The organism is Corynebacterium sp. HMSC034B08, assembly GCF_001835805.1.
Taxonomy (GTDB): domain Bacteria; phylum Actinomycetota; class Actinomycetes; order Mycobacteriales; family Mycobacteriaceae; genus Corynebacterium; species Corynebacterium coyleae.
Window position 1 is genome coordinate 19,062 of record NZ_KV825972.1, and the last position, 26,853, is coordinate 45,914.

The following is a 26,853-nucleotide window of genomic DNA, read 5'->3' on the forward strand; positions in this document are numbered from 1 at the left end:
TCTCTCCGGTGCGCGGGTTCACGTTGAGCACCGGTCCGCAGGTACGGGAGGTGCGTGCGCCGTCCTTGCACACAATCTGGCCTTCGCGTACCGACGTCACCGGCGCGCGCCCCGCCACACGCCGCGTGGGGTTGACGAACTGCGCGAACTGGCTCAGACCGTGCAGCGCACCGATGAACGGGATGTCGATAAACCCGCCACGCATGGCGTGGGCATCGGTGACGTGGCGGTCCATGCGGAACCAGGCGACGTCCTTCAACTCGCCGCCAAGGGTGTTGTCGCCCTCGAGCTCGAAACCTGAATCCTGCAGGTTGCTCGCGATCGGGGTTCGCGCATCCGCCGCCAGCACCCGCACCGCGTGCGCCCCACCGATCGGGGCGAGGCAGTGACCGGCGGTGACGCCGTACATCACACCGCCCCGGTACGCGATGGAGTTCAACGTGCAGCCGTACTTCTCCCCATCGCTGTACTCGATGCGAATGCTGTCACCCGCATACATGGCCAGTGCTTGGGCTGGGGTGGCTGCCATGCCAAGCACGCCCGCTGCTGCGACGGTGAGGGACAAAACGGTGTTGCACACCCGGCGCAGGCGGGAAGAGATCATGGCGAGGATTCTTCCACACCTTCAGGCATGCAAAAAGCGCGGGCCCCACTCCTCACAAGTGGGACCCGCGCTACAAGTGCTGTTGTCGTTGGACTGCTGCGTGCTGTTCTGACGCGCAGTCGTCGTCAAGCGGTGCTTATGCGCTTACGACCTCGAAGTTCACCTTGCCCTCCACGTCGTCGTGGAGGTTGACCTTGACCTGGTAGCCACCGGTCTTGGTCACCAGGCCCTTAGGCACGGTGATGCGGCGCTTGTCCAGGTTCGGGCCGCCGGCAGCCTTGACGGCGTCGGCGATGTCGGCAGCCTTCACGGAGCCGAAGAGCTTGCCGTTGTTCGCAGTGCGAACGGCAACCTTGACGCCGGTGAGCTGGTCGAGCTGGTCGCGCAGCTCCTTGGCGTGATCCAGGTCGCGGACCTGGCGCTCAGCCTGAGCACGCTTAATGTCTTCAATCTGCTTCTCTGCGCCGCGGGTAGCCGGGATAGCCAGGCCGCGCGGGAGCAGGAAGTTGCGTCCGTAACCGTTCTTGACCTCGACGACCTCGCCAGGTTCGCCAAGCTTCTCGACGGCAGCGGTGAGGATCAGCTTCATAATCCTAACCTTCCTTATGGTGAAAAATGCTTGATGTGTGGTTGTCGTTTAGAACGGTGGCTCATCGCCCGCGCCACCGAAGCCACCGGCCTCGGGTGCGGAACCCCACGGATCATGTGCAGGCTGCTGGGGCTGGTTCTGGCCGCCTTGGCCCTGGCCCTGGGTTTGGCCGCCGAAGCCGCCACCCTGGTTACCTTGGCCGCCGCCGAAACCGCCCTGGTTAAAGCCGCCCTGCTGCTGGTTCTGGCCGCCGAAGCCGCCACCCTGGTTGCCCTGGCCGCCGCCGTAGCCGCCCTGCCCGCCCTCACGCGGGTTGCGGTTGACGTTAGCCGTGGCGTACTTCAGGGACGGGCCGACCTCATCGACCTCGACCTCGAACACAGTACGGTTTTCGCCCTCTTTAGTTTGGTAGGAACGCTGCTTGAGCTTGCCGGTGACCACAACGCGCATGCCCTTGGTCAGGGACTCTGCGACGTTCTCGGCCATCTGGCGCCAGCAGTTACAGGTCAGAAACAGTGCTTCGCCGTCCTCGAACTGGTTCGTCTCCCGGTTATACGTACGTGGGGTGGACGCGATGCGGAAGTTCGCAACCGCGGCACCGCTCGGGATGAAACGCAGTTCCGGGTCAGCAACCAAGTTGCCGACAACGGTAATCGGGGTATCGCCTTGAGCCATGTTTCGTGAACCTTCCTACCTGCTGATCGTGTGGTTGTAGAGCCTACCGGTCTTACTTATCGGTACGCAGAACCTTGGTACGAAGAACGTTGTCGTTCAGGTTCAGCAGACGGTCGAGCTCCTTGACCGTGTCAGCCTCGCAGTCGAGGTTCACAACGGCGTAGATGCCCTCTTCCTTCTTGTTGATCGGGTAAGCAAGACGCTTCTTGCCCCACACATCAACGTTCTCCACCTTGCCGTTGTCCTTGCGGACAGTCTCCAGGAACTTATCCAGGGACGGGGCAACGGTGCGCTCATCCTGCTGCGGATCGAGGATGATCATTACTTCGTAGTGACGCACGGACCTCATCACCTCCTATGGTCTTAGTCTGTTCGGCCATAACCCTTGTGGTCATGGCAGGAGGGTCGTTGCGTCAAGCAACCTGAACAGACTACCCCACGGTTTGCACTGCTCAAAACCCTGGCCGCGGGGATGACATGAAAGACTCCGCATTGCGGACAATTGGCCGGCAACCAATCGTTGGCAGGCACCAACGGCTGGCGTTAGAACGGCAACCCCGGCAACTTCGGCAACTGCGGAAGCGGGATGCCCAACGACGGCCCGACCGCCGCAACCGCAATACCCAAAGCTGCGAGAACTCCGACCACAAGGCCCACGATCGCGAGCGGGGATACCTCAACCTCACCCTGAGAACTCAAACTGCTCAAGCCCGCCTCACCGCGCAGCGAGTCGATGTTCCAATTACGAACCTCGTCAATGCTGGTCGGGTACTTCACCTCTCGGTTGCCGCCGTCTGCGCAGGCAACCCGCGCGTTCATATCCACTTCGAGGTACGCCGTCGTTCCCCCGATGGCGAGTTGGACATCGTCGGCGGCCAAGAACGTTTTCCGGAAAGTCTTCAGATCGGACTGGGACAGGTTGCCCTGCACAACGAAGCTCTTCCAGGCAACGTCTTCAAAGTCCTGCCGGTTCACGCGCTTGCCCCGCACACGGTTCGCCTCCTCAACACCAAGTGCGCTGACCGGCCGCTCCGAGATGCTGCCCTGTTTGATGCTCGGCTTTACCGCCCACACCTCGACCTTTGTAAGTTCCTCGGTGAGGTGTTGTGCCAGCACATGCTCCATACCTACCTGCTGGAGGCGTTCCGTGTACCGCTGCTCAGTGCGCTTTTGAGCCTCTTTGGCGTCTGCGAGCCTGCTCGCGAGATTCTTCTGTGCCTCCACAAGCTCTGCAAGCGAGGGTTCTGCCCGGAACTCCCGAACGATGTTCTCTGTTCCGGGGTACAGCACCTCAAATGCTTTCACCGCAGCGTTGGCGTACACCTCTTGTGTGCGCACGTTGGCCCAAGCGCTGTAGGTTGCCGCTTCCCGGTCGTTCAGCTTTAACATGCAGATCCCGTTCGCCGCCAACACCATGGGCCCTTCATTCGGCCCGACTGTAGCGGCGACTGCAGCTGGGGCAAGGCCGCCCGCGACCAGCGATACGGCGAGCGGCAGGGTAAGAATTCGACGGTTCAACGCGGGCTCCTTTTTAGCAACAGCAGTCCGGTATCGGACACGGTGCTTTCAGGATATTTTCACCGAGCAGAACCCGCAGCAAAACGCGAAAATCTTCGGTCTTAGCGGTCGACGTCTAAAACGAGGCCGTCCTTATCGATATCAATGTCGATTTCGCCGAACTCCACCTCGAAGTAGCCGTCATCGTCCCACTCCACTTTGGCCTTGCCATCCTGGGCGGCCTTTAAGACGTCTTGGACTTCGGCTTCGGTCACGTTTTCGTCGACAAGATCCTTGCGCGCCTCGTCCGAGTAGCCGGTCACAGCGGCTGGGAGATCCTCGGACACAGCGGCTCCAGCGTTCGACGTTTCCGTCACCGTTTCGGGCGCGACGGTTTCAGTGACTGTTTCGGGCGCAGTCTCGCCAGAATCAGAACACGCCGCCACGGCAAGTCCTGCTGTGGCGGCGACTGTCAGGGCAACCATCTTCTTCGTAAGCATGGCCCCACTGTAACGACGAAGATCAGGTCGGGTTTGGCACCGCGACGAAAAGTGCGAGCGACACCGGGATGATCGTCATGAACACAAACGCAACCGCGCCGTAGATGATCGACTCTTTCTTGCGGCCCTTCGTTGCCATGTAGAACGACGCGCCGAACAGGGCAAACGCGATCAGGATAGAGACGATGCCGAGGACCGTTGCGGTGGTCATGGTTGCGTACTCACCGCCTCCACCTCAGGCTCGGGCGTGGGCTCGTCGATAAGCACAGGCTCTTTCCACTGCGCAGGCAGCGACATCAGCGGGTCGTGGCCGTTGTGCGCGTCGCGGACCTTGTCCGGGCGCTTGCCGAGCATTTGCTTGACGACGAGCACCATCACCGCCACGATAAACGCATCGCGCGCCAGGATGAAGATGTCCAGGAACCAACCCGGCACACCCATGTTGTCGTCGCCCATCATGTGCCACATCAGCACCGGCCAAACCATCATGTCCGCCACCATCCAGGACAGCAGCAGACGCCAGTACGGCAGTGCGAGGACCGCGGGAACCACGAACCACAGAGAGTACTGCGGGCTCCATACCTTGTTAAACAGCAGGAAGAAGCCGACGATGAGCACGATCAGTTCCGCAATGCGCGGGGTTTGCGGCGCACGCAGGCCGAGGATGAGGACGAACAGGCAGCCGAGCAGGAACAGGATCAGGGTGACGGCGTTGAGGATCACCGGGGCGCCCTCACCGGAGTCGAAGCCGGCCCACCCGAACTCGCGGGAGAGCACCGCGTAGATGGTGGTCCACTCCCAGCCGCGGTCGGTGTTGAGGCGGTTGAACTCGCTCCATGCGTCTGGGTAACGCAGGTACACCGGCGCGTTGACGGCGATCCAGGTGATGGCGGTGGCGCCGACCATCTTGAAGAACGGCACGAGGTCACGCTTGCGGATCGCCACAGTGAGGTACGCGCCGAGGATGAACAGCGGCCACAGTTTGAACGCGGTGCCCAAACCGACGAGCACACCGGCCAGCCACCACTTGCGGTTGCGCGCCGCGAGCATCGCTGCGACGGCGAAGAAGATCGAGGGGATGTCCCAGTTGGTAAACGCGTGGACGATCAGCAGCGGCGAACCGGCGACGAGCAGCGTGTCCCAGATGCGGTTGCCGGCAAGTTCCGCGACCATGCGGATGGTGATCACCCAGATGATGGACATCAGCAGTGCGGTGACGTAGAAGTACCAGCCGGATTCCGGCAGGAAGCTATCAGTCAGGAAGTAGGTACCGCGCGCGATCCAGGCGCTGAGCTGCTGGAACAGGCCAGCGAGCACCGGGTATTCCATGTAGCGGGTCAGGTCGTCTTCTACCCACGAGTAGGCGTAGACAAAGCCCGGCTGGTCCAGACCGCGTGCTCCGTAGAGCGGGATGATGTCGTTGTAGCAGGCAGCGACGAACTGGCGGTTGCCGTCCCAGTTGAGCTGCATGATGCCGTTGTCGTCCAGTTTGCCGCCAGCGCAGCGCGACTTCTGTAGTGCGCCGAAGGACAAGAAGATGTATGCGACGGCGATGATGGCGCGCAGCGGCGTCCAGAACCGGGCGCGGCCGATCTGGGCGAAGCGGCCCATTGGTCCGCCGAGGTAGTTCACCCAGCCGCGTGCCACCGGTTCGGTTTTGCCGGGCTGGACGCGGTCGGCCGGGTCCGGCCATGTGACGGTTGTTTGATCAGTCTGAGACATGCTGTTACTGGAACGCCTCCTGAACTTGGCCGATCACATCGTTGACAGCATCACGCAAGTCCGGCGCAGGCGCCGGTGCGGGAGCAGGTGCAGGTGCCGGTGCTGGCGCGGGAGCCGGTGCTGGTGCCGGAGCAGGTGCTTCGCTCGGAGCGGAAGATGCAGCCGACTCGGATTCCGTCGGCGCAGTCCCGGTAGCCGAGTTTTGGGTTGCCGGAGTGGAGTAGTAACCACCCAGGCCAACGCCACCCTTGTAGGCGTTCACGCCCCAGTACACCGGGCTTGCCGGCTCGAAGTACTCAAAGTCTTGATCCGCCAGCTCAGTGTCCAGGACCTGCTTCCAGATCTGCGACGGCGTGTTCGAGCCGTACATGATGCCGCCCCACTCATTGAAGATGGCGGAGGTGTTGTCGGCGGTACCGACCCACACGGCCACAGCGAGCTGCGGGGTGGAGCCGACCATCCAGGCGTCCTTGTTCATGCCGGTGTTGCCCAGCTGCGCAGTGCCGGTCTTTGCCGCGGACGGCCGGCCGCCAGCGAGCACCGCGTTGGAGTACGCCGGCACGGTCTGCATTGCTTCGAGGACGTTGTCCGCCACCTGCTCGGAGACGCGACGTTCGGTGTAGTTGCGGTCCACCTCGTAGAGGACCTCACCGTTGGCGTCCACAACCTTTTCCACGAAGTGGGTCGGGTGCATGGCGCCGCGGTTGGTCAGGGTTGCCACTGCGGTAGCCATGTCCAGCACGCGCGACTGGTACTGGCCCAGCACGATGCCTTCGTAGGGCTGGCCGCCGTTTTCACGCAGCGTTACAGGGATGCCCGGGATGGACTTGGCCACGCCGAGGGCATGCGCCATGTCGGCGGTGTCCTGGGTGGTGTTATCCAATTCGTCCTGGATGCGCAGGTACGCGGTGTTGGAGGAGGTGCGGGTGGCTTCCTTCATGGACAGCATGCCGCCGCCACCGCCGTCCCAGTTGGTCACGGTGATGCCGCCGGGCAGGGGCACTGGCGACGAATCAAACACCGCGCTGAGCGGAATACCCTGCTGCAGGGCGGCCGCGAGCGCGAAGATTTTGAACGTCGAACCCGTTTGCAGGCCCGCGTTGGCGTAGTCCCAACCGCTGGCTTCCTCGCCGCCGTAGTAGGCGCGCACGGCACCGGTACTCGGCTCGATGGCAACGACGCCGGAGCGGGCGTCATCCTGTAGGTAGGACAGGCGCTGACGGGTGATCTCTTCGACGTTTTGCTGGGTGCCGGCATCGATCGTGGTGGTGATCTGCAGGCCACGGTTGGTCAGGTCGTCCTCGGTGATGCCAATGGTGGCCAACTCCGCCACAACCTGGTTCTTAATCAGGCCGTTTGCGCCGGTTGCTTCCGTGTAGGCCGAGTAGGTGGCCGGGTCACGGGTCTCCGGGTAGTGGGCGGCCGCGCGACGCTCCTGGGTGATGGCGCCGGTTTCCACCATGCCGTCCATGACGTAGTTCCAGCGGCCTTCCGCGGCTTCGCGGTTGGTCCACGGGTCAAGCTGGCTCGGCAGCTGGATCGACGCGGCCAGGACTGCGCCCTCCTCCAGTGTGAGCTGGGAGGCTGGTTTGTTGAAGTAGGCGTGCGCTGCGGCTTCGATGCCGTAGGCGTTGCGGCCGAAGTAGACCGTGTTCAGGTAGGCGCGCAGAATGTCGGCCTTTTCCCACTGGTTGGTCATCTTCACCGAGTAGACGAGCTCTTTAGCTTTACGCTCGTAGGAGTGCTCGTTGCCCACCAGTGCGTTCTTCACGTACTGCTGGGTGATGGTGGAGCCGCCACCTGCGGATGCGTTGCCGGTGAGCTGCCCGATGGCGGCGCGAGCGAAGCCTGTCGGGGAGAAGCCGGAGTTGGTCCAGAAGTCACGGTCTTCTGCCGCAAGCACCGCGTTTTGGACGTCTTCGGGCACCTGGTCAAGCGGGATCTGCTTACGGTTGCCTTCCGGCGGGACGATGCGGGCGAGTTCCTTGTCGCCGTCGCGGTAGAAGATGTTGGAGATCTGCGCCGTTTCAATTTTGCCCGGCTCGGGCACCTCGGCGCGTGCGTAGCTCCAGAAGAACCACGCCAGCGGGATCGCCGCAATCATGGCCAAGAACAGCAAGAACGCGATAAACCACTGCCATGCGCGCGACCGTTTCTTGGTTGTGACGGTCGTTGAGCCGTTGCTTTTCTTCTTGGCGGTCGTGTCGCCGCCGTTGTCTTTATCTGACACTCGTTTTTCCCTGCGCAATTTGACTCGCGGCCCCCGCGGGGAGGGCGAAACCGCGAGCTACCTACTCGTTTTCTATGCACACCCTACCCGGCCAACGCGAAATCACACTACTGGTACTGCAGTGACTTCCTTTAACAGATGGTTCCACTTGCAGTAGCGGCAAACCTCCACGAAGTGGACGGTGATGGGGCCGACCTCGTGCACCATGCGGTCGATTTCTTCTGCGCTGCGGGCGGTGCCGGTGCGTCGACCGAGTTTTTCGCTGTACACCCAGGTAATCTCCCGCAGTTCGGCGCCACAGATGGGGCAGGGCCGTGGGGATGCGGTGCCGTGGTGTTCGGCGGCGGCACGGAGGATGAAGTCGGCGTCGCAGGCGTCGTCGATACGCATGCGCCCTGCGTTGAGCTCGCGCAATGCGTGGCGACGACGCCACTCGTGCGACACCTCACCCTCATACACAAACATCTGCGCAATGGTAACGCCGTTTTCGGTGCGTCGCCGACGCCACATATGATGTTGATGTTCAAACGATTGCTAGCGACACTGCCACTTCGAGGAGCCACGACGTGAGCCACCACGCTGTATCCCCCGAGTCTGCACGCCTACCGAACACTGTCGATTCGGATGCTCCTCTCCGCGTTGCGGTTGGCTGGGACACCACAAGTAGCGAAGCCGTCGAGTTCGCCGCCTGGCTCGGCCGCTCCTTGCCAGCGAAGGTGCAGGTCATGGCATCTGCGCAACTGCCGCCGATCCAGGCATTGACGTCCTCTGCAAAGGGTCGCAAGAAGCAGCTGAAGAAGATGCGCGAAGAGTTCCACAAACGCGTGGTCGAAGAACTCGACGGGCAGATCCCGAAATCGCAGTGGTCCAAAGAGGTGGCCACACTCAAGGACGGCAAAGATACCGTCCGCTCGCTTCTCGACAACGCCTTAGAGTTCAACGCTGACCTCATCGTGATGGGCTCCCGCGCAAAATCACCCAAGGGCCGGCTGCGCCCGTCCAGCGTTACGGACGAAATGCTCTACTCCTCCCCCATCCCCCTCGGGCTGGCACCGCGCGGAGTGAAGCTGTCTAAGAAGGGCATCACGCGCGTGACCTACGCCGTGGTGGACACCGACGGGAAGAAAGAGCCCGAGTTTTACGGCCTGGACTACGCCACCGCCCTCGCGTGCGCGCTGCACCTGCCGCTGCGCATCATCGCGTTCTCCCCGACAAGTTACGACGAGCACGGCCCGAAATGGTACGAACGCACCCTTGGCATGCTTGACCACGCCCGCGACCGAGCCTGGGAGTACGCATGCGAACTCTCCCCCGACCGCCTCGACCATTTCGACGTGACCAGCTCCGTGTCCACCGGCAAGAGCTGGAAGCGCTCAATTGACTCGGTGAAGTGGCGCAAGGGCGACATCATGTGCCTGGGTTCGCAGCCGTCGCCGAATCTGCGCACGGTGTTTTTGGGCACGCTCGAAGGCGAGTTCATCCGCTACGCGCCTGTGCCCGTCATCGTCTGTCCGGAGGCAGCGAAGTAGGTTAGGGCGTATGCGCGACCATCCTGAAAACGACCTGCACTCCCCCGCCGACCGCTTTTCCCGCGTTCGCCCGGAGCCCCGTTCCTTTGATGAGTTGGCGGATGCCCCGGATCCGCTGGAGGTAGACCGGCGCAATAAGCGCTCCACCCGTCAGGCGATCACGTGGGCGCTGGGCACCGTTGGGGTGACGTTCCTGTTGGCGTTTGTGTTAGGCCTGGTCGCCCGCCTGCAGGGCGGGCCGCTGTGCAGCGACGGCGACGCCACCTGGCTGTGCACCCCAACCTGGCGCACCACCTGGGCTGTAGTCACCTCTCTCCCACCGATCGCCGGCCTGATTGGCTGCGCGGTGATCATGGTGCGCAAACTCAACCGCTACGAGCGCTGGATCCCGTGGATGGGCGTGTTCTGGATCCCGCTCGTGCCGTTCACCATGGCGTGGCTGATTCTGACTATTGGGATGCTGGCGACGATGTAGTTGCGCACTGCGCACAGTACGGGTTCTTCTCCCGGCAGGCCTCGCAGCTTAAGTACTGCTGGCGGCACTCCGGCTCGTTGGCGCAGTTGTAGAACTGGTTGGTCGCCTCCCCGCAGTGCACGCAGTGGCCGAGCTGGACGTAGTCCGGGTCGTCCGCGGAACCGAATTCGGTGTGCATGCGGTCGTCGAACACGTAGAGGGAGCCCTCCCACAGGCCGGAGTTGCCGAAGGCTTCGCCGTAGCGGACGATGCCGCCGTCGATTTGGTAGACCTCTTCGAACCCGCGGTTGATCATCAGGCTGGACAGCACCTCGCAGCGAATGCCGCCGGTGCAGTACGAGATGACCGGCTTGTCCTTCATCCAGTCGTACTTGCCGGACTCGAGCTCTTTGATGAAGTCGTGAGTGGTTTCCACATCTGGCACCACCGCGTTTTTAAACCGTCCGATCTCGGCCTCGCGGGCGTTGCGCCCGTCGAAGAAGACCACGTCCGGGTTGGCCTCCACGAACTCGTTGACCTGCTGCGGAGTGAGGTGTTTTCCGCCGCCGATCACACCGTTTTCATCAACCTTCAGCTCCCCCGGTGCGCCAAACGCCACGATCTCGTCGCGGGCTTTGACGCTGAGTTTCGGGAAGTCTTCGGCACCGCCTTCGGACCACTTGAACTCGATGCCTTTGAAGTACTCTTTGGTCTTCTTCGCGTAGGTTTTGCAGGCGCGGATGTCGCCGCCGACGGTGCCGTTAATGCCGTGTTCGGAGACGATAATCCTGCCGGTCAGGCCGAGCCCTTCGCACAGGTCGCGTTGCCACAGACGCACCGCGTCCGGGTCGGCGATGGGCTGGAACTTGTAGTAGAGCAGGATTTTGCTGGTCATGCCTGGCAGTCTACGTCGAGCGGGTCCGTTCTTTGTAGGCGTATACGTCGCGCGTGTACACGCGGCGGTGTGTACCGACTCTGTGGCCAGGCAGTGTGCCTTCGTCGATAAGCTTGACTACGTATGGACGAGACACGTTGAGCAGGTCAGCTACCTGCTGGGTGGTCATTTCATCTTCGGGGCTGGGTGGGCGCATGAGGCGCCCCTCCGCAAGATCCTCGAGCAGATCACGGATCCAGGCAGCGGTCTGTTTGGGTAGCGTGACTTCCTCACGCTGGTCAGCTCGGGCGGCAGCAATGCCGTCGTTGAGCTGAGCCAACGCGGTCTCCACCGGCGGTTGTTGTACAGGCATACAGGCGACCATAAACCACAAATACAACGAGCGGAGCCGTTTTAAAGAAGAAATCTAAGATTTTCTTAGCGTTTGTGGTACAGCCCTTTTCGCCAGTACTGCGGCTCAGACGTTGCAAGCACGCCAAGATTGCGGAAAATGCCCTCGTCCACAGAACCAAGGATCGCCGTGATGTGAGCATCGCAACCACGAAGCGACTTCAGATGATCCAACGCGAGCGCCGCGTCCGGGTTCGACGCCGCCGACACGGACAAGGCAATCAGTACCTCGTCGGTGTGCAGGCGCGGGTTGACCGAACCCAGGTGGCGGGTCTTCAGCGACTGGATCGGCTCAATTGAATCAGGGGAGAGCAGGTGCACATCGTCGTCGATACCCGCGAGCTGCTTCAGGGCATTGAGCAGCACCGCAGCCGAAGGTCCGAGCAGGTCAGAAGTCTTACCGGTGACAATGCGGCCGTCCGGCAACTCAAGTGCTGCACCCGGCTTGCCGGTCGCCTCCGCGACGTCGAGCGCAGGGGCAACCACAACGCGGTCCTGCACAGAGAGATCCGCCTTGCGCATCACGTTCATCACACGATCGGAGATGGAGGAGTCGGAGCCGGTGCGGCGTTCGTCGACACGCGATGCAAAGTAGCGGCGAATGATTTCCTGCTGGGCGGCGTGGCGGCAGGCCTCGTCGTCGGAAATGCAATAGCCCGCCATGTTGACACCCATGTCGGTCGGGGACTGGTACGGCTCGGTGCCCGTAACCTCACGCAGCAGCGTCTTCAGCAGCGGGAAGACCTCAATGTCGCGGTTGTAGGAGGTGACCTTCTCCCCGTAGGCGTCGAGGTGGTACTGGTCGATCACGTTGATATCGTCCAGGTCCGCGGTGGCCGCCTCGTAGGCTAGGTTCACCGGATGGGAGAGCGGCAGGTTCCAGATGGGGAACGTCTCAAACTTGGCGTAACCTGCGGCAATGCCGCGCTGGTTCTCGTGGTAGACCTGCGACAGACAGGTGGCCAGCTTGCCGGAGCCAGGTCCCGGCGCAGTCATGACAATCAGGTCGCGGGAGGTTTCCACATAGTCGTTGCGGCCAAACCCTTCTTCGCTGACCACCTTGGCGGTGTCGTTGGGGTAGCCAGGGATCATGTAGTGGCGCGACACCTTCAGGCCAAGGCGAGAAAGACGCTCGAGGAACGCCTCCACGGTGCGGTTGTGGCCGTCGAGTTGGGTGCACACCACATTTTCGACGAGGAAGCCACGGTCGCGGAACACATCCACAAGACGCAGCACGTCATCTTCGTATGTAATACCCAGGTCAGCGCGCACTTTTTGGCGGATGACATCACCAGCGTTGAAGCAGATGACAATTTCCACTTCGTCCTTGATGCGGTCAAGCATGGCGATTTTGTTATCCGGAGTGAATCCGGGGAGAACACGGGAGGCGTGGTTGTCGTCGAAAAGTTTGCCACCCATCTCCAGGTAGAGTTTGCCGCCTACCTCGGCTCTCCGCGCTTGGATGTGCTCGGACTGCATTGCAATATATTTTTCGCGGTCAAAACCGGTCGTGTACGGCATGCGCGCAATTCTATTGCTTTGCTGCGACACCACGCACCCCGCTACCTCCACACGGTGGTAGCGCTACGGTGGCAGGCATGTTTTCCTCCACGTTTACCGCCGACCAGATCCGAGCTGCGGATGCACCCCTGCTTGCGGCGCAGGAGTTCGAGGACCAGTTGATGCAGTCCGCGGCCCACGCCGTGGCGGAGGTAGCCAACGTGATGCTCGCTGAAGGTACTGAGGCACGCGCCCGGGTGCTCGTGCTTGCAGGGCCTGGCGGCAACGGGGGAGACGGCCTCTACGCCGGCGCGGAGTTGTTGCTGGCAGGCCACCGGGTGGATGCGGTGTTGCCCACAGGCTCGGCGCAGGAGCGTGCCCTGCAGGCGTTCACGGCAGCCGGCGGGGTAGTGATGGAGGACCTCCCGGAACAATGGCAGGACTATGCCCTGGTTATCGATGCGATGACGGGCATCGGCGCGACCGGCGAGGTACGCGAGAACCTTCGCCCCGCAGTCGAGTTAGCCAACGCACTCAACGCCCAAGTGCTGGCCGTGGACTTGCCCACCGGTGTGGAGGCCGACACCGGCTGGGCAGGGCAGTGCCACGTCAACGCCGATGTGACGGTCACCTTCGGCGGGTGGCGCCGCGCCCACGGGCTCTCGCCAGCGTGCGGGGTGCAGTTGCTCGCCGACATCGGATTGCCGGGCAAGCGCCTGCACGAAACGCTCGGCGACCAACTCACCTTGTGGGCAGAGGATGGCCCGCCGCTGTTGATTGCAAACCGGGCGGTGCTGCCGGAGCAGAAGTGGTCCGAGCAGAAGTGGCCCGACGGGATACAGACCCTGTGGCAGCCACCGCTGCAAGACGTCGCGCCGGCTCCTGCGGACGACAAGTACACCGGCGGCGTGGTCGGCATTCGCGCAGGCAGCGGCGACTATCCCGGCGCGGCTATCCTGTCTACTGCGGGCGCGGTGTACGCCACCCCGGCGATGGTGCGCTATGCGGGCCCGCAGGCGGTGGAGGTGGTGCGGGCGCACCCGGAGGTCGTCGCTACGCACACGCTCCAGGATGCTGGCAGGGTGCAGGCGTGGGTGTTCGGGCCGGGCGCGGGCACTGACGAGCACGCGGCGGAGGAGTTGCGGTGGGTGCTCGGCCAGGAGGTGCCTGTGCTTATCGACGCCGACGGCCTGACCCTCCTCACTCAACACCCCAACCTGCGCGAACAGGTGGCCAAGCGCGAACAGATGACGGTGCTGACCCCGCACGACGGCGAGTTCGCCCGCCTACGCGAGGCGGCCAACGTGGGGGAGAGCGACCGCATGGCCGAGACCATCGCGCTGGCCGCCGCGCTGCAGTGCACGGTGGTACGCAAGGGGCGGGTGACGGTGATTGCGCACGAGGGCGACCCGTACACGGCGTACGCGATCGACGCGGGGCATTCCTGGGCGGCGACTCCGGGATCGGGCGATGTGCTCGCGGGCATTGCGGGCGCGCATCTGGCGCTCATGCATGCCAAGCGGCTATGGGAGGAGGTCGCACTCGCCGGCGCGGTGGCCGTGCACGCTTTGGCTGCGAAACTGGCCGCTGCTACTGCGTACGGTGACGCGACGGCGCCAGCGAGCCGGATCGCCGAGTTCATCCGCCCCGCAACCGCGAAGATGCGAAATGATGCTTGATGCGGTCGTGATCGGCGGCGGCCAGTCCGGCCTTGCCGTGTCGTATTACCTACGCAAATACGGCGTGAACTTCGTGGTTTTGGATGCCGCCGACGCTCCCGGTGGGGCGTGGCCGAACTACTGGGACTCGCTGACGCTGTTTTCGCGCGCGGAGTTTTCCAACCTGCCGGGTTGGCCGATGCCTTCGTTTGATGGGTATCCGCCGCGTGATCATGTCATCGATTATTTAACGCGCTACGAGGCCCGCTACGACCTTCCCATTCGCCGTGGGCAGCGTGTGGAGCGTGTGCTTATCGACGACACTGGCTTCACCATCCGCCCCCAAAACCTCCACGCCCGCAACGTGGTGGTTGCAACCGGGATCTGGTCTGCGCCGTTCGTGCCGTTTGTGCCGGGTGAGTTCTCGGGCAGGCAGTTGCACTCGGCGCACTACACGCGACCGGGAGATTTCGCAGGCCAGCGCGTCGCAGTCGTCGGTGGCGGTAACTCGGGTGCCCAGATCACGGCGGACCTCGCGCTAGCCGGGGTAAAGGCGCAGTGGCTGACACGTTCTGCACCGGGTTTCATGCCGGACGACGTGGACGGTTCCACGCTGTTTCGCCGCAATCGTGAGCGCCTCACTGCAATTGCGAAGGGGGAGCCAGATCCGGGCGGGGTGGACTTCGGCGGAGAGATCGTCGTCGTACCGGAGGTGCGGCGAGCGCGCGACGCCGGCTTGCTTCAGGCGCGTCCGATGGTGGGTTCGCTCGACGAGGTGGACGCGGACGTGATCATCTGGGCAACCGGGTTTCGTCCGGCCCTCGGGCCTATCCGCGGGCTGCCCCGGGACACGCATGGTTTGTACGTGTTGGGGTTTGACAACATCAACGGACCGGGTGCCGGAACGATTCGAGGGGTGAGCCCGTTTGCCCGCGATATTGCGGCTCGGATCGCCGATTCTTTTGGCGCACACCGTCGCAGGTAAGCACGCTTCGACAAAATTACATAGGTGTTATTTAGGCCTTGACGTGGAAAAATAGCCCTTTTCGGGGATACATTCACCTTTTCGTTACATGAGAGTTTCCTGAGTAGCACTAACTCAGCTTTCTCCAACCAGCACGTACGTTAATTAAGCACGGACTGGCCCGTACTTGAGACGCAGGTCACCCTACTTACGAAGGGTGAATAGTTGGACATCTGCGCTACGCTTACTTATGTGTTAAATAAACGGAGGATCGCAGCGCTTGCCCTGACAGCTACTACAGCAGCGGCTGCCACTGCCGTGCCCTCCGCCGACGCGGCCACTGTAGGCAAGCCCATTAACGGCGTGTGCTCATTGCAAATGAGCATTGCAGAAAAGGATTTCGCCGCAGCATTGCCGCGAGACCTTAGGAGCCCCCAAGCGCAGCAAAAACAGCAGTGGACCAACGCCTTCGAGGTAGCGTTCCCGGAAGCTGCGCCCATCGCACAAGAATTCCTCGAAGCATTCAACGGCCCATACTTCAGGCAGTTCCATGCCAACCGCAACGCTGAAACCGCCCGTTGGGAAGACCGCATCGCTACTGCCGCAAATGTAGATCCGGCAGGCGCAAAGTGGTACTTCACCGAAATCATTAACAGCGTGCTGGTATCCAGTGAAGACGGACTGGCGCTGGATCATGTTGAGTTCTGGCGCGTTGTGGATGACGCCCTTGAAAGTGGCACCATCAGCGCCACTGACCCACGCGACATTTACCCCGCTTTCCCACAGGAAATTAGCGACAGGCTTCTCGAGGGCGCTCTGGCAGACATGCCGGCAGACCAGCGCAAAAAGTGGGTAAACGCGCACGCCTCGTCCAAGGAAGCCATCGGCTCGGTCAATGCGGCACAGTTCCGCGATGCCTTCAAGAAGGCACGCGAGGCCTGCGCCAATGGTGGCGGCTCGGTCACTCTGCCCGTCGCTCCCAAGCCGACCACTCCGTACGACGTGCCACCGGTACAGCGCGGCAAGGACAAGCCTGGCAAGACCACAGAGCCGTCCACGCCGACTGAGTCGAAGACCACCACCAACATCAGCGTTGACTTCTCCACCTCGGTTGAGCGCCAGAAGAACGAACCACAAGCGTCGATGCCTGTCGGTGCGATCATCGGCATCGTCGTCGCTCTGTTGACAATCATTGGTGGCGCTGGGGCAGCATTTGTCATGGGCGGGCGATAGGCGTAATTTGGCGCGGTGTCCAACACCGCGAAAACCCCCCAGAAAACCCCGGGCCAATTCCCCTTCGTACCACTGGCGGCGATGAGTTTCGCCGCCTTTGTTTATGTCACTTTCGAGATGTTCTCGGTGGGGCTCATCTCCCCGATGGCGCGAGACCTCGGCGTCTCCGAAGGCCAAATTGGCCTCCTCATGAGCGTCTATGCGGGCTTGGTCGCAGTGGTGACCATCCCGCTGATCCACTTCACGCGCAGCGTCAATAGGCGTCCGCTGCTTATCGCCACTCTGGTGTTTCTCCTCGGCGGGATCGTGCTGCAAGCAACGGCGAGCAACTACTGGATGCTGGTCGCCGGGCGCGTCACCGCAGCGTTTACACACGGCGTGTTCTGGTCGCTGGTCAACCCGATGGCAGCGCGCATCGCACCTGCCGGGCAGACAGGTAAGGCGGTGGCCGCGGTGTCCATCGGCTCTACCTTGTCGCTGGTTGCTGGCTCGCCGCTGACCACTGCGTTGGGCACGATGATCGGCTGGCGGGCATCCACGTGGGTGCTTGGCGTAGCGACGATCGGCGCACTGGTCACCCTGATCGCTACCCTGCCAAGCCTGCCGGCGGTGCCACCGGCGAACAGGGCGAAGGTGACGAAGACGAAGTCCGCCATCCCTTCGCTTGTGGTGTACGTGCTGCTCGCGGTGACGGGTATCTTCTCCACCTTTACGTACTTGGCGCTGCTGGTGGAAGGCACCGCCGGCCACGCGTATGTGCCGTTCGGCGTGTCCCTGTACGGCATCGCGGGCTTGGTCGGCATCACGATCGCCGGCCGGAGGGTGGATAGCCGAATGATCCGGCTCAATGCCCTGGCCGCTGCCGTGATGGTGGTGTCCGCCATCGCAGGTTTGCTCGCGCTCGGTGCCGGAAGCGGCCTAGGCATGTTCGCGGTGATCGCCGTGTTCGGCATGGCCGCCGGTGCGCTGCCCACGGTGGCCACCACCATCTTCTTGCACGCAGGCCAGCGCAACCAGGACCTGGCAAGTTCGGTGTACGTGGTCACGTTCCAGGTCGGTATCGCATCCGGTTCCGCGGTTGGTGCTGCGGTGGTGGATGCGGGCTACTTGTCCGGCACCCTGATCTCTACCGGTGTGCTCGGCGCGCTGGCGTTTGCGGTGCTGGCGCTGTGGTCGCGCAGGCTCCTGCGCTAGCGCCAGCGATTGAAGCACCAGACATACAAACCCCAGACATATAAGCGCAGTCTTATGCGTAGACCGGGGTGCGTGCGTTGACGCCAACCTCGAAGACCTCGTCTCGCGGATTGATCAGCGAGCGGTCGTGGGTGACAAACCCGCAGGCAATGTTGCGCTCTTCAACCAGGTCACGCAGCAATTTCACAATCTCTTGGGAGCGGTCGTGGTCGAGGGCGGCGGTGGGCTCGTCGGCAAGCAAAAGCTCTGGCTCACCCATCAACGCGCGGGCGATGCCGACGCGCTGGCGCTGACCGCCGGAGAGTTCGCCCATACGGCGATCGCCAAGACCCTCGAGGCCGACCTTGGCCAGGAGCTCGTCGGCACGGTCCGGGCGTGGCTTGATGCCGCGGATGTCGTCGGTCACCAACAGTTGGTCACGCACGTTGAGCGCGGCGATCAGGTTGGCCTGCTGGAAGATCATGCCGATCTTGTCGCGGCGCACATCGTTGTTCACCTCAACGCCGTTGAGGGTGGCGGTGCCGGAATCCGGTGTGATCAGGCCCGCGGCGACGGAAAGCATGGTGGATTTTCCGGAGCCGGACTCGCCAACAATGAAGGTCAGCTCGCCGGGCTTGGCGGTGAAGTTCATGTTGTCCAGCACGGTTCGCATTTCCTGGCCGTCCTGGAAGGCGACGGTGACATTTTTCAGTTCAAGCATTATGCGGCACCTCCAAGGGCCTGTTGAGGGTTAACTTTGGTGATGGAACGGGTGGCGATCATTGCGCCGACCATGCCGAGCGCCCAGATGGCAACTGGCGGGGCGACGGCGGTGAGTGCGGTCAGGGAGAACGGTGCAGCGCCCTGCATCGCCAGCCCGAGGCCGAAGGCGACCACGCCTCCGATCAGCGCACCTGCACCGAGCAGCACCGCGGACTGGCCGAGTGCGTCCTTGAGCAGGTACTTGTTCGATGCGCCGATGGCCTTCAGGATGGCTAGGTCGCGGCCGCGCTGCATCGTCCACACCGTGAGGAACGCGACGATCACCAGCGCGGCGATGGCGTAGAGGAAGCCCTGGATGAGCTTCAGGGAGCCCTGCTCAGAGGAGTACGCGGGCAGGCCCTCGAAGGACTCCTTCAACGACACACCGCCGTCGACCTCATGGTCGGCGAGCAGCACAGTGCCGTCGGCGTCTGTGTGCATGATCTCTTTCCAAAAGTCCGTGGGAACCCACAGGACAGGGGAGTGGGAGAACGCAAGGTCATCGCCAATCGCGCCGACGGTAATCGCGTTGCCGGCAACCGTGATCTCTTCGCCCTGTGTGAGTTCAAGGCCCGGCGCGGCAACCGCCTCCTTGCCCAGCGTCTGGCCGCCCGGCAGCACGGTGCCTTCCGGCAGGGACAGGATGGACACTGCGGCGTCTTCGCCGTTTGCCTTGGTCAGCAGCATTTGGCTGGTGCCAAGCGGGGTCATGCCGTCGCGAGCCTCCACGCGCGAGGTGGTAAACGACAGGTCTTCCGGGTCCTGGAAGACAACGGATTCCGGCTCGAGCGCTTCAAGTGCTGAGGTGTTCTGCTTGCCCAAGCCCGCGGTCAGGCCGGTCAGCACGACCACCAGCAGGGTGATCAGGGTGACCGTGCCCACGATCAGCCCGAAGCGCCCCTTGGCCGACTTCATTTCTCTCAAACCTACGAACATGACTCCGATTATGGCTTTGACCTGCACTGTTCCACATCGGGCGGGCGGTTGAAATCCCAATCAACCGATCGGTTGATCTACGCTCAGTCCTATGTTGTCCACGACCCGGATTCTGGATTTGTTGCGCGTGAGCTTGCACGTGCTGGTCGCCGTATTGCTTGTGGTGGGTCTTATGGGGCAATTGCGTATCGACGACCCCCTGCCCGGCCTCGTTCTCTCCACCGTCTTCGCCGCTGTGTACATGGCGGGCACGGTGTGGCACTACGAGGGCCGGGCCTATCCAAGTTGGGCGCCGTACGCGTGGCTGGCGGTCGTGGCCGCGCTGTGGGTGGGGCTGGTGCAGGTCTCCGCGGACTTCGTGTGGCTGGAGTTTCCGCTGGTCATGTTGGCGTGTGTGATCCTGCCGCGCTGGTGGGAGCTGCTGGCCGCGGCCGGCTTGCTGTGTGTGTCCCTGTGGGCAGTGGCCGGGCCTAGTGTGGGACCTGGTGTGGGGTCGGGTGCTGGTGGAAATATCGGTGCGGTGGTGGGGCCGTCGATAGGCACGGTGCTCGCGGTGTTCATCGTGCACGCGTACCGGGCGCTGCGTGCGGAGGCGGACCACTACAAGCAGATGGCGGAGGATCTGCGCTCGGCCCAGCGGGAGCGCGCCGCGGCGGAGCATGCGGCGGGCGTGGCGCAGGAGCGAGCACGCCTGGCGCGCGAGGTGCACGACACGATGGCGCAGGGGCTCAGTTCGATCGTGCTGCTCGGCCGCGCGCTGGATAAGCAGCTCGGCGACGACGCCGCGGCGCGCGAGACCCTGGACGTGATTCGCTCGACGGCGGCGGACAACCTGGCGGAGGCGCGCCGCTTCGTCAAAATCAACTCGGCGGACACGGTCTCGGTTGAAGACAAACCCCAGCGTGTGGCGTTGCCGGTGCGGTTGGAGCGCCTTGCCCGGGCAGCGTCGGACCGCCAGCGCGCGCTCGGCGAGCCACTGGAGGTGCAGGTCAACGCGGTTGATTTGCCGGAGCCGGCGGCGTCGGTAGCTGAGCGCATGGTGCGCGAGGGCTTAAGCAACATCGTGCGCCACGCGGGCGCATCTAAGGCGGTGATCACGGTGGATAAGCTGGGCGCGACCGCAACCATCGACGTCTTTGACAACGGCCGCGGCATCTCCGGCAAGGAGGGCTACGGGCTCAAGGGCCTGCGCGCCCGCGTGGAGGAGATCGGTGGGGAACTTTCGGTGGAGGGCAACGTCCTCGCCGCGACACTGCCTGTGGAGGAGCAATGACGCTGCGCGTAATGCTTATCGACGACCACCCGGTCGTCCGCGCCGGCCTTCGCGCCGTTCTCAACTCGTTCGGCGATATGGAAGTGGTGGCTGAGGCCGCCGACGGCGATGTTGAGGTGCCGGGAGACGTGGACGTGGTGGTCTCCGACATTCAGATGCCCGGCGCGTCCGGAATCGACCTGACCCGCCGTTTGGTCAAGGCGGGCGGGCCGCCGGTGCTCATCCTGACCACCTACGACACGCAGGCCGACGTCGTCGCCGCGGTGGAGGCCGGTGCGATGGGCTACCTGCTCAAAGACGCGCCGGAGGATGAATTGCATGACGCGGTGGTGCAGGCGTCGAAACGCAAGCGCGTGCTCTCTCCGCAAGTGGCGAATGTGCTGGCAGACCGTCTGGTCAACCCCGACGAGGCTCTGTCCGCCCGCGAGATCGAACTGCTTCGCGCACTGCAGACGGGCGCGTCGAACCGGGAGATCGCCGAACAGCTCTTCATCTCCCAAGCCACGGTGAAAACCCACCTGATCCACATCTATTCAAAGTTGGGGGTTGACAACAGAACAGCTGCCGTAGAGCAAGCTCGGCAGCGTCGCATCATCTAGTGTGTCCCGTATGACTTTCATCGAGCTGCATACTGGGCCCTGGCGCGCCAGTACCTGTTTGCTGGGGCTCAGCGGCCCGCATGACGCGCCAGTTGGCTTGGCCAGCCTGACCTGGCGCCATAACGGCTCGCTGCGTACCGGCGACGATTTGGACCGCCCTCAAGGGCAGATGTTCATCGAGGCAGATGCGTTGCCCACCCGCCAGCAAATCGCCGAACCTGAGGCGTTTCCGCTGCGTACCGTGACCACTCGAACCGCCGGCGAGGCGTACGTGTTCATCGGTGAAATGTTCGGCCGCAAAGGAGAAATTGAGACGCTCACGCCGTGTGTCGCAGCGCAGATGACGCTTGCCACGGACGCTGAACTTGCGATGACGCTCAACCCTGACTTCGAGTACGCCATCATTGCCTGCGACGGCGATATCGAGGTCAACCGCTCCTCGGTGGTCTCTCACTCCCACATGCTCATTGGTCCGGGTGAGCGCACGCTCGGTTTGGAGAACCGTTCCGAGCATTTCACCCACGTGCTGGTGTTGGGTGGTCTTCCCGAGTAACACGAACCGGGGAGATCTTGCCCACATATAGGCCACTTACCGTGCAGACATGCGGTAACAGCGCAATAATCGGATAGTGCTATATATTCTGATTGCTGTCTTGGCCGTCGCTGCCGTCGGCTACTTCATTTACAAAAAAGTCCACGCCGCATCCGCCATCTTCGCGGTGGGTGTGCTGCTGCTCATGATCGCCGCCGCAACCGGCCGCATCGACTACGCCTCAACCGAGTTCGAATCTTCCGGCAACGCGTTCTACGACGAGTTGCTCATCATCGAGGCCCTGTTCAAGTCCCGTTTCGCCGGCACCGGCATGGCAATTATGGTGCTGTTCGGTTTCGTCGGCTACATGCGCCACATCGGCGCCGACGCAAAGACCGTAGTGGCACTGTCTAGCCCGCTGCGTCGCTTCAACGGCTCCTACTGGCTCGTACCCATCGGCTACTTGGTGGCGACGCTGCTGTCGTTCGTGGTGCCCTCTGCCAGTGCGTTGGCGCTGTTGCTCGTGGCCACGCTCATGCCGGCGTTGATCGCTGCGGGGCTGACTCCGCTGACGGTGGGTGCGATCGTCGCTACGGCCTCCACTATTGCCCCGTCCCCGCTGGAGGCGGGCCTGATTCAGGCCGCTGACCTGACCGGCATGACGGTCACCGAGTTCACCTTCGGCAACGTGGCTAAGGCCACCATCCCGGGCCTGATCGTCATCGCGTTTGTGCACATGTGGTGGCAGCACCGCTGCGACAAGAAGGACCTGGTCAAAGCCGGTGCCGCCGCAGGCGAGGCCGACCTGGAGGCCGCGAAGCACGAAGAGTCCGACCGCCGCATCCACGAAGCCATGGAGCGCGCCGAGGGCCTGCCGGGCTTCTACGCCATCTTGCCGCTGATGCCGCTGCTGCTGATCATCGTCTCCGCAATCCTGAACCGCCTGGACATCGTCGGTTTCGAGGCCGGCATTCTCCCCGTGACCGTCGTGTCGCTCATGCTGACCATGATCATCGAGGCGATCCGTCTGCGCGACGTGAACTACGCCGCGGATTCCCTCCAGGACTTCTTCAAGGGTCTCGGCGAGGGCGCCGCAGGCGTGGTGTCCCTCATCGTCGCCGCCGCCATCCTGGTGGAAGGCATCACCCAGATGGGCGTTATCGAGGGCCTGACCAGCCTCGCCCAGGCGTCCTCGGGTGCTGCGATCCTGATGGTGCTGGTGTTCGTCATCGCCACCTCTGTCATGGCAATGCTCACCGGCTCCGGCGTGGCCCCGTACTTCGCGTTCTCCGAAATGGTGCCGGGCATCGCGGCCGACTCCGCCGTGTCCGCCCCGCAGATGCTCACCTCCATTTGGGCCGCCTCCAACACCATGCGCCAGGCTTCCCCGGTCAACGCTGCGGTGCTCATCGTCGCTGGCGCACTGAACGTGAACCCGGTTGACGTGGTGCGCCGCACCCTCGTGCCGTTGGCAGCGGGCATGGTCACGTCGGTGGTGTGCGCGCTGTTGTTCGTCGTGTAGCAAAAGTCCGTATTGTTTCCGGTATGACTGTCTCAGTGCTGATCACCGTCGAAGACTCTTCGCCGGAAATCTCACGTTGCTTCAACGTTGACCCCGACATGACGCTCGGCGCGCTCGCCGAGGTCATCGACGCATCCCTCGGGTTCTCCGGCGCGTCCTCGCACCTGTTCGTGGGCAAGCACGGCACGCAACGTGAGGTGTACGCCGAAAGCCCCGGTGCGGGTGAGCAGCACGAAGACACCATCACGGTCGCTGAGATGGAGCCGATGACCTACATTTACGACGCGGCGGCCGACTGGTCCATCCACGTCGAAGTCCTCGGCCCCTCCCACATCGATGCGCCAACGCCGATGCTTGTCGACGCCGCCGGCCCCGACGTCATCGAAGCCTGCAACGGCCCCGCCATGATGACCGAGTTCCGCCGCCAGGCCCGCCTGCTCGCCGCCGGTATCGAACCCGACGTGGACACCGTCACCTTGCTGTTTAGCTTCCTGCCGGTCATGCCGCCGGAGCGCATGCTGGACCGGCTGACCTTCGCCGACCCGGTCACGGTCGCCTCCCGCATGGCCAACGTCGCCGAGGAGCAGTTTTTCGACGAGATGGCCGCCGCCGAATCCGAGGGTCTAGGCCTGGCGGAGCGCTTTGACAACTTCATCAACTCCCAGCCCGGCCTGCGCGAAATCCTGGACGTGGACCCCCACCCGGAGCGCAACCCGGCGATGATCTCGGCCGTGACCGACTTCTTCAACTCCGTCCTCGGCGAAGGCACCGATTTCCCCGAACTCGCCGAACTGGCCAGCCTGCCCGGCTTCGCTGGATTGCCAGGGCTCGAAGGGCTCGAAGGGCTTCTCGACGACACCGATGACCTCGAAGCCCCCAACTCCCTGACCTTGGTGTTCGGCGACCTGATCAGCCTGTTCATCGCCAGCGTGCCCTACAACGTGGGCGAGCTAACCCCCGAGGTATCCCGCGAGATCCGCGACATCACAGCGCTGCCGTTCCCGGGTACCGTCGTCGATTTTCTTCTCGACGCCGGCCTGTTAAAGAAACGCCACGAAATCCTCACCCCCACCAAAGCGGGCCTGACCTTCCTCAGCAGCGACGACGCCGTCGCCGCCAACGCCGACAACCTGCGCCGCTTCTTCGAATCCGTCATGGGCGCAGACCTGTGGCGCGCCACCGTCGACTGGTTCATCGGCGAGCCCCAGCCCAACCCCGACATCGACGACTACATCCCGTGGCTTTACGGCTTCTGCGTCGTCGAAGAGTACGAACCGGGCCGCTCCGGGCTTTCCGACGAAGGCCGCGCCATGATGCACCTCCACCGCGCCTACTACGAAGGCTAGGTCTAGACCCCGCCCGGTTGGCCCCGCCCGGTTAACTCAGGCGAGCACCAGGTAGAGCCCCACCACGGCAATGCCCAGCATCATCGCGGTGAGAATGGCGATGGGGGCGGTGTTCGGGGCGCTGCGCTCGTCGGCAAGAGCAAATGCGTCGCGCCTGTACAGCCGGCGGTTCAGCAGCCCGATCGCCACCGCGCCGAGCGTGAGCGCACACACCGCGAACACAATTAACTCCGGGTAGGCATCCGCCCAGCGCAGCAGCGTCGCCGCGCACACCAGCATCGCCAGCCCGGTGCGCGTCCAGCTCATCGCGGTGCGCTCCGGCTGCAGGCCGGGGTCCGCAACGACGATGCTCACAGCAGGCTCACCCCGACCACCACCGCGGCAACAAATACGCCGATGCCCAACACCGGCACGATCGCCGGCGCCGGGATGGGTTTGCCGTGGCGCAAGGCGCGTTCGATCCGTACCCAACGCACCGCAGCACCTGCAGAAATAGCCATTGAGATCACGATGATGGTGGCGGCGGCGATGGAGCGCACGGTGTCGTCGATACGCGGAAGCTCAAACGCCTCCAATGCAATCCCACCCGCCAAAAACGCAAGCGCAGTACGCGTCCACGCGAGGAATGTGCGCTCGTTAGCCAAGGTGAAACGCGGATCCGGCTCGTTGCCATCCGGAAACACCCGCCGGGTAAACCAACCACGCTCACTCATGCGCTCAACCCTAGCGCCGCATACACCGTCAGGAGAACCACCCCAACCGCAGCGATCACCCACAAAACCGTGTTTCTTTGCGACGACACCCTCGCCCACACCGCCCCCAACAACGCACCCGCCGCGTTGCAGATGACATCGTCCGTATCGCTATACCCCCACCCGCCCAGATACTGCGCCGTCTCGATGCCCAGGCTGAACAGCGTGCCTGCCGCGAGCGCCCTCACGATCGAGCCCCGATACGCCACAAACCCCACCGGAATGAACAGCGCAATGTTGCCGAACAAGTTCAGCCACGGACCCCACCACACCCGCGCATACGTGAACGTCTGCAGCGGATTGAGCCGGATCTGACTGATCTGGTGCGACTCCGCCGCCCACACTCCCGGGATCGACACGAACGCCTTACCCACCGTAAACGCAAGCACGACAACGACAGTCACCACTGCCGCGGCGACCGTTGCCGGTGTACTTCTGGTCGTATTCACCCGCCCCACGGTAGACGCATGTTAGGCTGGCGACCATGAATAGCACCTTGCTGGTTACTGACAATGGCCCCCAGATCGTAGAAACCCGCGATGAATACGCCGGCGAAGGCGACACGCTGATCAACGTCACGCACTCGTCGCTGAACTACAAAGACGCAATGGCACTGTCCGGCAACCGCGGTGTCCTGCGCGAACTGCCGCGCGTCCCCGGCATCGACGCGGTGGGCACCCTCGAAGACGGCACGCTGGTCACGGTGAATGGCCGCGGGCTCGGGGAGCGCCGTCACGGTGGCTACACCCCGCGCGTGCGTATCGACGACACCCACATCACCCGCGTCCCATCCCGCTTCACCGCCGAGGACGCCGCCGCCATCGGCACCGCCGGCTACACCGCAGCACTCTCCGTCGCGGCGTTCGAGCGCGCCTCCTACTCCGTGGACGGCCCCATCCTGGTCACCGGAGCGACCGGCGGCGTCGGCTCCATCGCCGTATCACTGCTCGCGGAGCGCGGCCACGAAGTCTGGGCGCTCACCGGGCGTATCGACGAACACAGCACCTGGCTGCGCGAACTCGGCGCCACCGAAATCCTCGACCGCGCCGACTTCACCGGCAAAGGCAAACCGCTGCAGAAGGCGCGCCTCGGCGGCGTGATCGACACCGTCGGCTCCGACATCCTGGCCAACGCGCTCGCCCAACTGCGCTGGGGCGGCGTCGCCACCGCATGCGGCATGGCCGCCGGCAACGACCTGCCCGCATCCGTCCTGCCGTTCATCCTGCGCGGTGTCCAACTGGTCGGTGTGAACTCCGTCGACACCCCCAACGACCTTCGCGACGAAGCCTGGGCACTCCTCGACACCTCCCTCAACACAAACGCCATCCGCACCGAAACAATCGGATTGGATGGCGTCATCGAAGCCGGCCAGGCCCTGTTGGAGGGCCGGGGCGGTGGAAGGGTCGTCGTTAAGCTGTAGGCTCCTGCGGCACCGGACCAGCCGAAATCTGCCGGTAGCCGTAGGCCAACGCGAGTATCGTCGCCGGCAGGGTCACAATCAAACCAAGACCAAACGGG

30 protein-coding genes are annotated in these 26,853 nt (G+C 63.3%); 12 read left to right on the forward strand and 18 right to left on the reverse strand.

Annotated features, from left to right (window positions below; all coding sequences use genetic code 11):
- The 10 genes from HMPREF2656_RS13155 to HMPREF2656_RS10575 all read right to left on the reverse strand — a co-directional run.
- Positions 1 to 604 (reverse strand): chymotrypsin family serine protease (locus tag HMPREF2656_RS13155; protein WP_070816708.1); only part of this gene is annotated, 604 nt, incomplete at its 3' end.
- Positions 605 to 740: 136 nt separating this feature from the next.
- Positions 741 to 1,193, reverse strand: a complete 453-nt coding sequence (gene rplI / locus HMPREF2656_RS10535) for a 50S ribosomal protein L9 (RefSeq protein ID WP_070422053.1) — start codon at positions 1,191 to 1,193, stop codon at positions 741 to 743.
- Between the two features lie 48 nt (positions 1,194 to 1,241).
- Positions 1,242 to 1,868 (reverse strand): single-stranded DNA-binding protein, encoded by a 627-nt coding sequence (locus tag HMPREF2656_RS10540; protein ID WP_070422054.1) that lies wholly within the window; start codon positions 1,866 to 1,868, stop codon positions 1,242 to 1,244.
- A gap of 52 nt (positions 1,869 to 1,920) precedes the next feature.
- On the reverse strand, positions 1,921 to 2,217 hold the full coding sequence (gene rpsF, locus HMPREF2656_RS10545; RefSeq protein ID WP_070422055.1) for a 30S ribosomal protein S6: 297 nt from the start codon (positions 2,215 to 2,217) through the stop codon (positions 1,921 to 1,923).
- A gap of 194 nt (positions 2,218 to 2,411) precedes the next feature.
- A complete protein-coding gene (locus HMPREF2656_RS10550; RefSeq protein WP_141761079.1) occupies positions 2,412 to 3,386 on the reverse strand; it encodes a hypothetical protein in 975 nt (324 codons plus the stop codon).
- A gap of 101 nt (positions 3,387 to 3,487) precedes the next feature.
- On the reverse strand, positions 3,488 to 3,865 hold the full coding sequence (locus HMPREF2656_RS10555) for a hypothetical protein (protein ID WP_070450698.1): 378 nt from the start codon (positions 3,863 to 3,865) through the stop codon (positions 3,488 to 3,490).
- A gap of 22 nt (positions 3,866 to 3,887) precedes the next feature.
- On the reverse strand, positions 3,888 to 4,076 hold the full coding sequence (locus HMPREF2656_RS10560) for a hypothetical protein (RefSeq protein WP_070422058.1): 189 nt from the start codon (positions 4,074 to 4,076) through the stop codon (positions 3,888 to 3,890).
- The gene (locus HMPREF2656_RS10565; RefSeq protein WP_083279383.1) at positions 4,073 to 5,587 is read right to left on the reverse strand and encodes a glycosyltransferase family 87 protein; all 1,515 of its coding nucleotides are present in this window, start codon (positions 5,585 to 5,587) and stop codon (positions 4,073 to 4,075) included. The genes HMPREF2656_RS10560 and HMPREF2656_RS10565 overlap by 4 nt, the downstream gene beginning before the upstream one ends.
- Positions 5,588 to 5,591: 4 nt before the next feature.
- Positions 5,592 to 7,817 carry a transglycosylase domain-containing protein gene (locus tag HMPREF2656_RS10570; RefSeq protein ID WP_070816712.1) on the reverse strand — a complete coding sequence of 742 codons (2,226 nt, stop codon included), beginning with the start codon at positions 7,815 to 7,817 and terminating at the stop codon, positions 5,592 to 5,594.
- A 102-nt stretch (positions 7,818 to 7,919) separates the two neighbouring features.
- Complete coding sequence (locus HMPREF2656_RS10575) at positions 7,920 to 8,282, reverse strand: DUF5318 family protein (RefSeq protein ID WP_070816768.1); 363 nt, start codon at positions 8,280 to 8,282, stop codon at positions 7,920 to 7,922.
- Positions 8,283 to 8,383: 101 nt separating this feature from the next.
- Between HMPREF2656_RS10575 and HMPREF2656_RS10580 the strand changes: the two genes are divergently transcribed.
- Positions 8,384 to 9,346, forward strand: a complete 963-nt coding sequence (locus tag HMPREF2656_RS10580) for a universal stress protein (protein ID WP_070484996.1) — start codon at positions 8,384 to 8,386, stop codon at positions 9,344 to 9,346.
- Positions 9,347 to 9,356: 10 nt separating this feature from the next.
- Entirely contained in the window at positions 9,357 to 9,821 is a 465-nt protein-coding gene (locus HMPREF2656_RS10585) for a hypothetical protein (protein ID WP_070422061.1), read from the forward strand.
- On the opposite strand, the gene HMPREF2656_RS10590 is transcribed toward HMPREF2656_RS10585, so the two are convergent.
- The 3 genes from HMPREF2656_RS10590 to HMPREF2656_RS10600 all read right to left on the reverse strand — a co-directional run bounded on the left by HMPREF2656_RS10590 (position 9,796) and on the right by HMPREF2656_RS10600 (position 12,606).
- Entirely contained in the window at positions 9,796 to 10,695 is a 900-nt protein-coding gene (locus HMPREF2656_RS10590) for an oxygen-dependent tRNA uridine(34) hydroxylase TrhO (RefSeq protein WP_070816714.1), read from the reverse strand. The two genes, HMPREF2656_RS10585 and HMPREF2656_RS10590, sit on opposite strands and share 26 nt — an antisense overlap.
- 10 nt (positions 10,696 to 10,705) lie before the next feature.
- Positions 10,706 to 11,047, reverse strand: a complete 342-nt coding sequence (locus tag HMPREF2656_RS10595; RefSeq protein ID WP_070450708.1) for a helix-turn-helix domain-containing protein — start codon at positions 11,045 to 11,047, stop codon at positions 10,706 to 10,708.
- Between the two features lie 65 nt (positions 11,048 to 11,112).
- Positions 11,113 to 12,606: a DUF1846 domain-containing protein gene (locus tag HMPREF2656_RS10600; protein ID WP_070614181.1), complete on the reverse strand. Its 1,494-nt coding sequence runs from the start codon at positions 12,604 to 12,606 to the stop codon at positions 11,113 to 11,115.
- Between the two features lie 77 nt (positions 12,607 to 12,683).
- On the opposite strand from HMPREF2656_RS10600, the gene HMPREF2656_RS10605 reads away from it, so the two are divergent.
- From HMPREF2656_RS10605 to HMPREF2656_RS10620, 4 genes are all read left to right on the forward strand, one after another.
- The gene (locus HMPREF2656_RS10605; RefSeq protein WP_070485000.1) at positions 12,684 to 14,264 is read left to right on the forward strand and encodes an NAD(P)H-hydrate epimerase; all 1,581 of its coding nucleotides are present in this window, start codon (positions 12,684 to 12,686) and stop codon (positions 14,262 to 14,264) included.
- Positions 14,257 to 15,228: an NAD(P)-binding domain-containing protein gene (locus tag HMPREF2656_RS10610; protein ID WP_070485005.1), complete on the forward strand. Its 972-nt coding sequence runs from the start codon at positions 14,257 to 14,259 to the stop codon at positions 15,226 to 15,228. The genes HMPREF2656_RS10605 and HMPREF2656_RS10610 overlap by 8 nt, the downstream gene beginning before the upstream one ends.
- Before the next feature lie 357 nt (positions 15,229 to 15,585).
- The gene (locus HMPREF2656_RS10615; RefSeq protein ID WP_070771146.1) at positions 15,586 to 16,440 is read left to right on the forward strand and encodes a hypothetical protein; all 855 of its coding nucleotides are present in this window, start codon (positions 15,586 to 15,588) and stop codon (positions 16,438 to 16,440) included.
- A gap of 81 nt (positions 16,441 to 16,521) precedes the next feature.
- Positions 16,522 to 17,634 (forward strand): MFS transporter, encoded by a 1,113-nt coding sequence (locus HMPREF2656_RS10620; RefSeq protein ID WP_070485006.1) that lies wholly within the window; start codon positions 16,522 to 16,524, stop codon positions 17,632 to 17,634.
- A 52-nt stretch (positions 17,635 to 17,686) separates the two neighbouring features.
- Here the strand turns inward: HMPREF2656_RS10620 and HMPREF2656_RS10625 are convergent, their stop codons facing one another.
- On the reverse strand, positions 17,687 to 18,334 hold the full coding sequence (locus HMPREF2656_RS10625) for an ABC transporter ATP-binding protein (RefSeq protein WP_070450720.1): 648 nt from the start codon (positions 18,332 to 18,334) through the stop codon (positions 17,687 to 17,689).
- Entirely contained in the window at positions 18,334 to 19,290 is a 957-nt protein-coding gene (locus tag HMPREF2656_RS10630; RefSeq protein WP_371440665.1) for an ABC transporter permease, read from the reverse strand. Before HMPREF2656_RS10630 ends, HMPREF2656_RS10625 begins: the two co-directional genes overlap by 1 nt.
- 112 nt (positions 19,291 to 19,402) lie before the next feature.
- Here HMPREF2656_RS10630 and HMPREF2656_RS10635 point away from each other — a divergent pair, with 112 nt between their 5' ends.
- From HMPREF2656_RS10635 to HMPREF2656_RS10655, 5 genes are all read left to right on the forward strand, one after another.
- Complete coding sequence (locus tag HMPREF2656_RS10635; RefSeq protein ID WP_070816718.1) at positions 19,403 to 20,584, forward strand: sensor histidine kinase; 1,182 nt, start codon at positions 19,403 to 19,405, stop codon at positions 20,582 to 20,584.
- A complete protein-coding gene (locus HMPREF2656_RS10640) occupies positions 20,581 to 21,183 on the forward strand; it encodes a response regulator (RefSeq protein ID WP_070816720.1) in 603 nt (200 codons plus the stop codon). The genes HMPREF2656_RS10635 and HMPREF2656_RS10640 overlap by 4 nt, the downstream gene beginning before the upstream one ends.
- A gap of 10 nt (positions 21,184 to 21,193) precedes the next feature.
- Positions 21,194 to 21,736, forward strand: coding sequence for a pirin-like C-terminal cupin domain-containing protein (locus HMPREF2656_RS10645; RefSeq protein WP_141761080.1), 543 nt, complete (start codon positions 21,194 to 21,196; stop codon positions 21,734 to 21,736).
- Positions 21,737 to 21,812: 76 nt separating this feature from the next.
- Positions 21,813 to 23,237, forward strand: a complete 1,425-nt coding sequence (dcuC, locus tag HMPREF2656_RS10650; RefSeq protein WP_070422071.1) for a C4-dicarboxylate transporter DcuC — start codon at positions 21,813 to 21,815, stop codon at positions 23,235 to 23,237.
- 23 nt (positions 23,238 to 23,260) lie between these two features.
- Positions 23,261 to 24,583: an IS1096 element passenger TnpR family protein gene (locus HMPREF2656_RS10655; RefSeq protein ID WP_070422072.1), complete on the forward strand. Its 1,323-nt coding sequence runs from the start codon at positions 23,261 to 23,263 to the stop codon at positions 24,581 to 24,583.
- 36 nt (positions 24,584 to 24,619) lie between these two features.
- Here HMPREF2656_RS10655 and HMPREF2656_RS10660 read toward each other — a convergent pair whose 3' ends face one another.
- Genes HMPREF2656_RS10660 through HMPREF2656_RS10670 form a run of 3 tightly spaced genes read right to left on the reverse strand, consistent with a single transcriptional unit; the run spans position 24,620 to position 25,784 of the window.
- Positions 24,620 to 24,937 carry a DUF202 domain-containing protein gene (locus HMPREF2656_RS10660; protein WP_246815466.1) on the reverse strand — a complete coding sequence of 106 codons (318 nt, stop codon included), beginning with the start codon at positions 24,935 to 24,937 and terminating at the stop codon, positions 24,620 to 24,622.
- Complete coding sequence (locus tag HMPREF2656_RS10665; RefSeq protein ID WP_070422073.1) at positions 24,934 to 25,296, reverse strand: YidH family protein; 363 nt, start codon at positions 25,294 to 25,296, stop codon at positions 24,934 to 24,936. Before HMPREF2656_RS10665 ends, HMPREF2656_RS10660 begins: the two co-directional genes overlap by 4 nt.
- A complete protein-coding gene (locus HMPREF2656_RS10670; RefSeq protein ID WP_070816769.1) occupies positions 25,293 to 25,784 on the reverse strand; it encodes a VanZ family protein in 492 nt (163 codons plus the stop codon). The genes HMPREF2656_RS10665 and HMPREF2656_RS10670 overlap by 4 nt, the downstream gene beginning before the upstream one ends.
- A 35-nt stretch (positions 25,785 to 25,819) precedes the next feature.
- On the opposite strand from HMPREF2656_RS10670, the gene HMPREF2656_RS10675 reads away from it, so the two are divergent.
- Positions 25,820 to 26,755, forward strand: a complete 936-nt coding sequence (locus HMPREF2656_RS10675; protein ID WP_070816723.1) for an acrylyl-CoA reductase family protein — start codon at positions 25,820 to 25,822, stop codon at positions 26,753 to 26,755.
- Positions 26,756 to 26,853 lie beyond the last annotated feature (98 nt).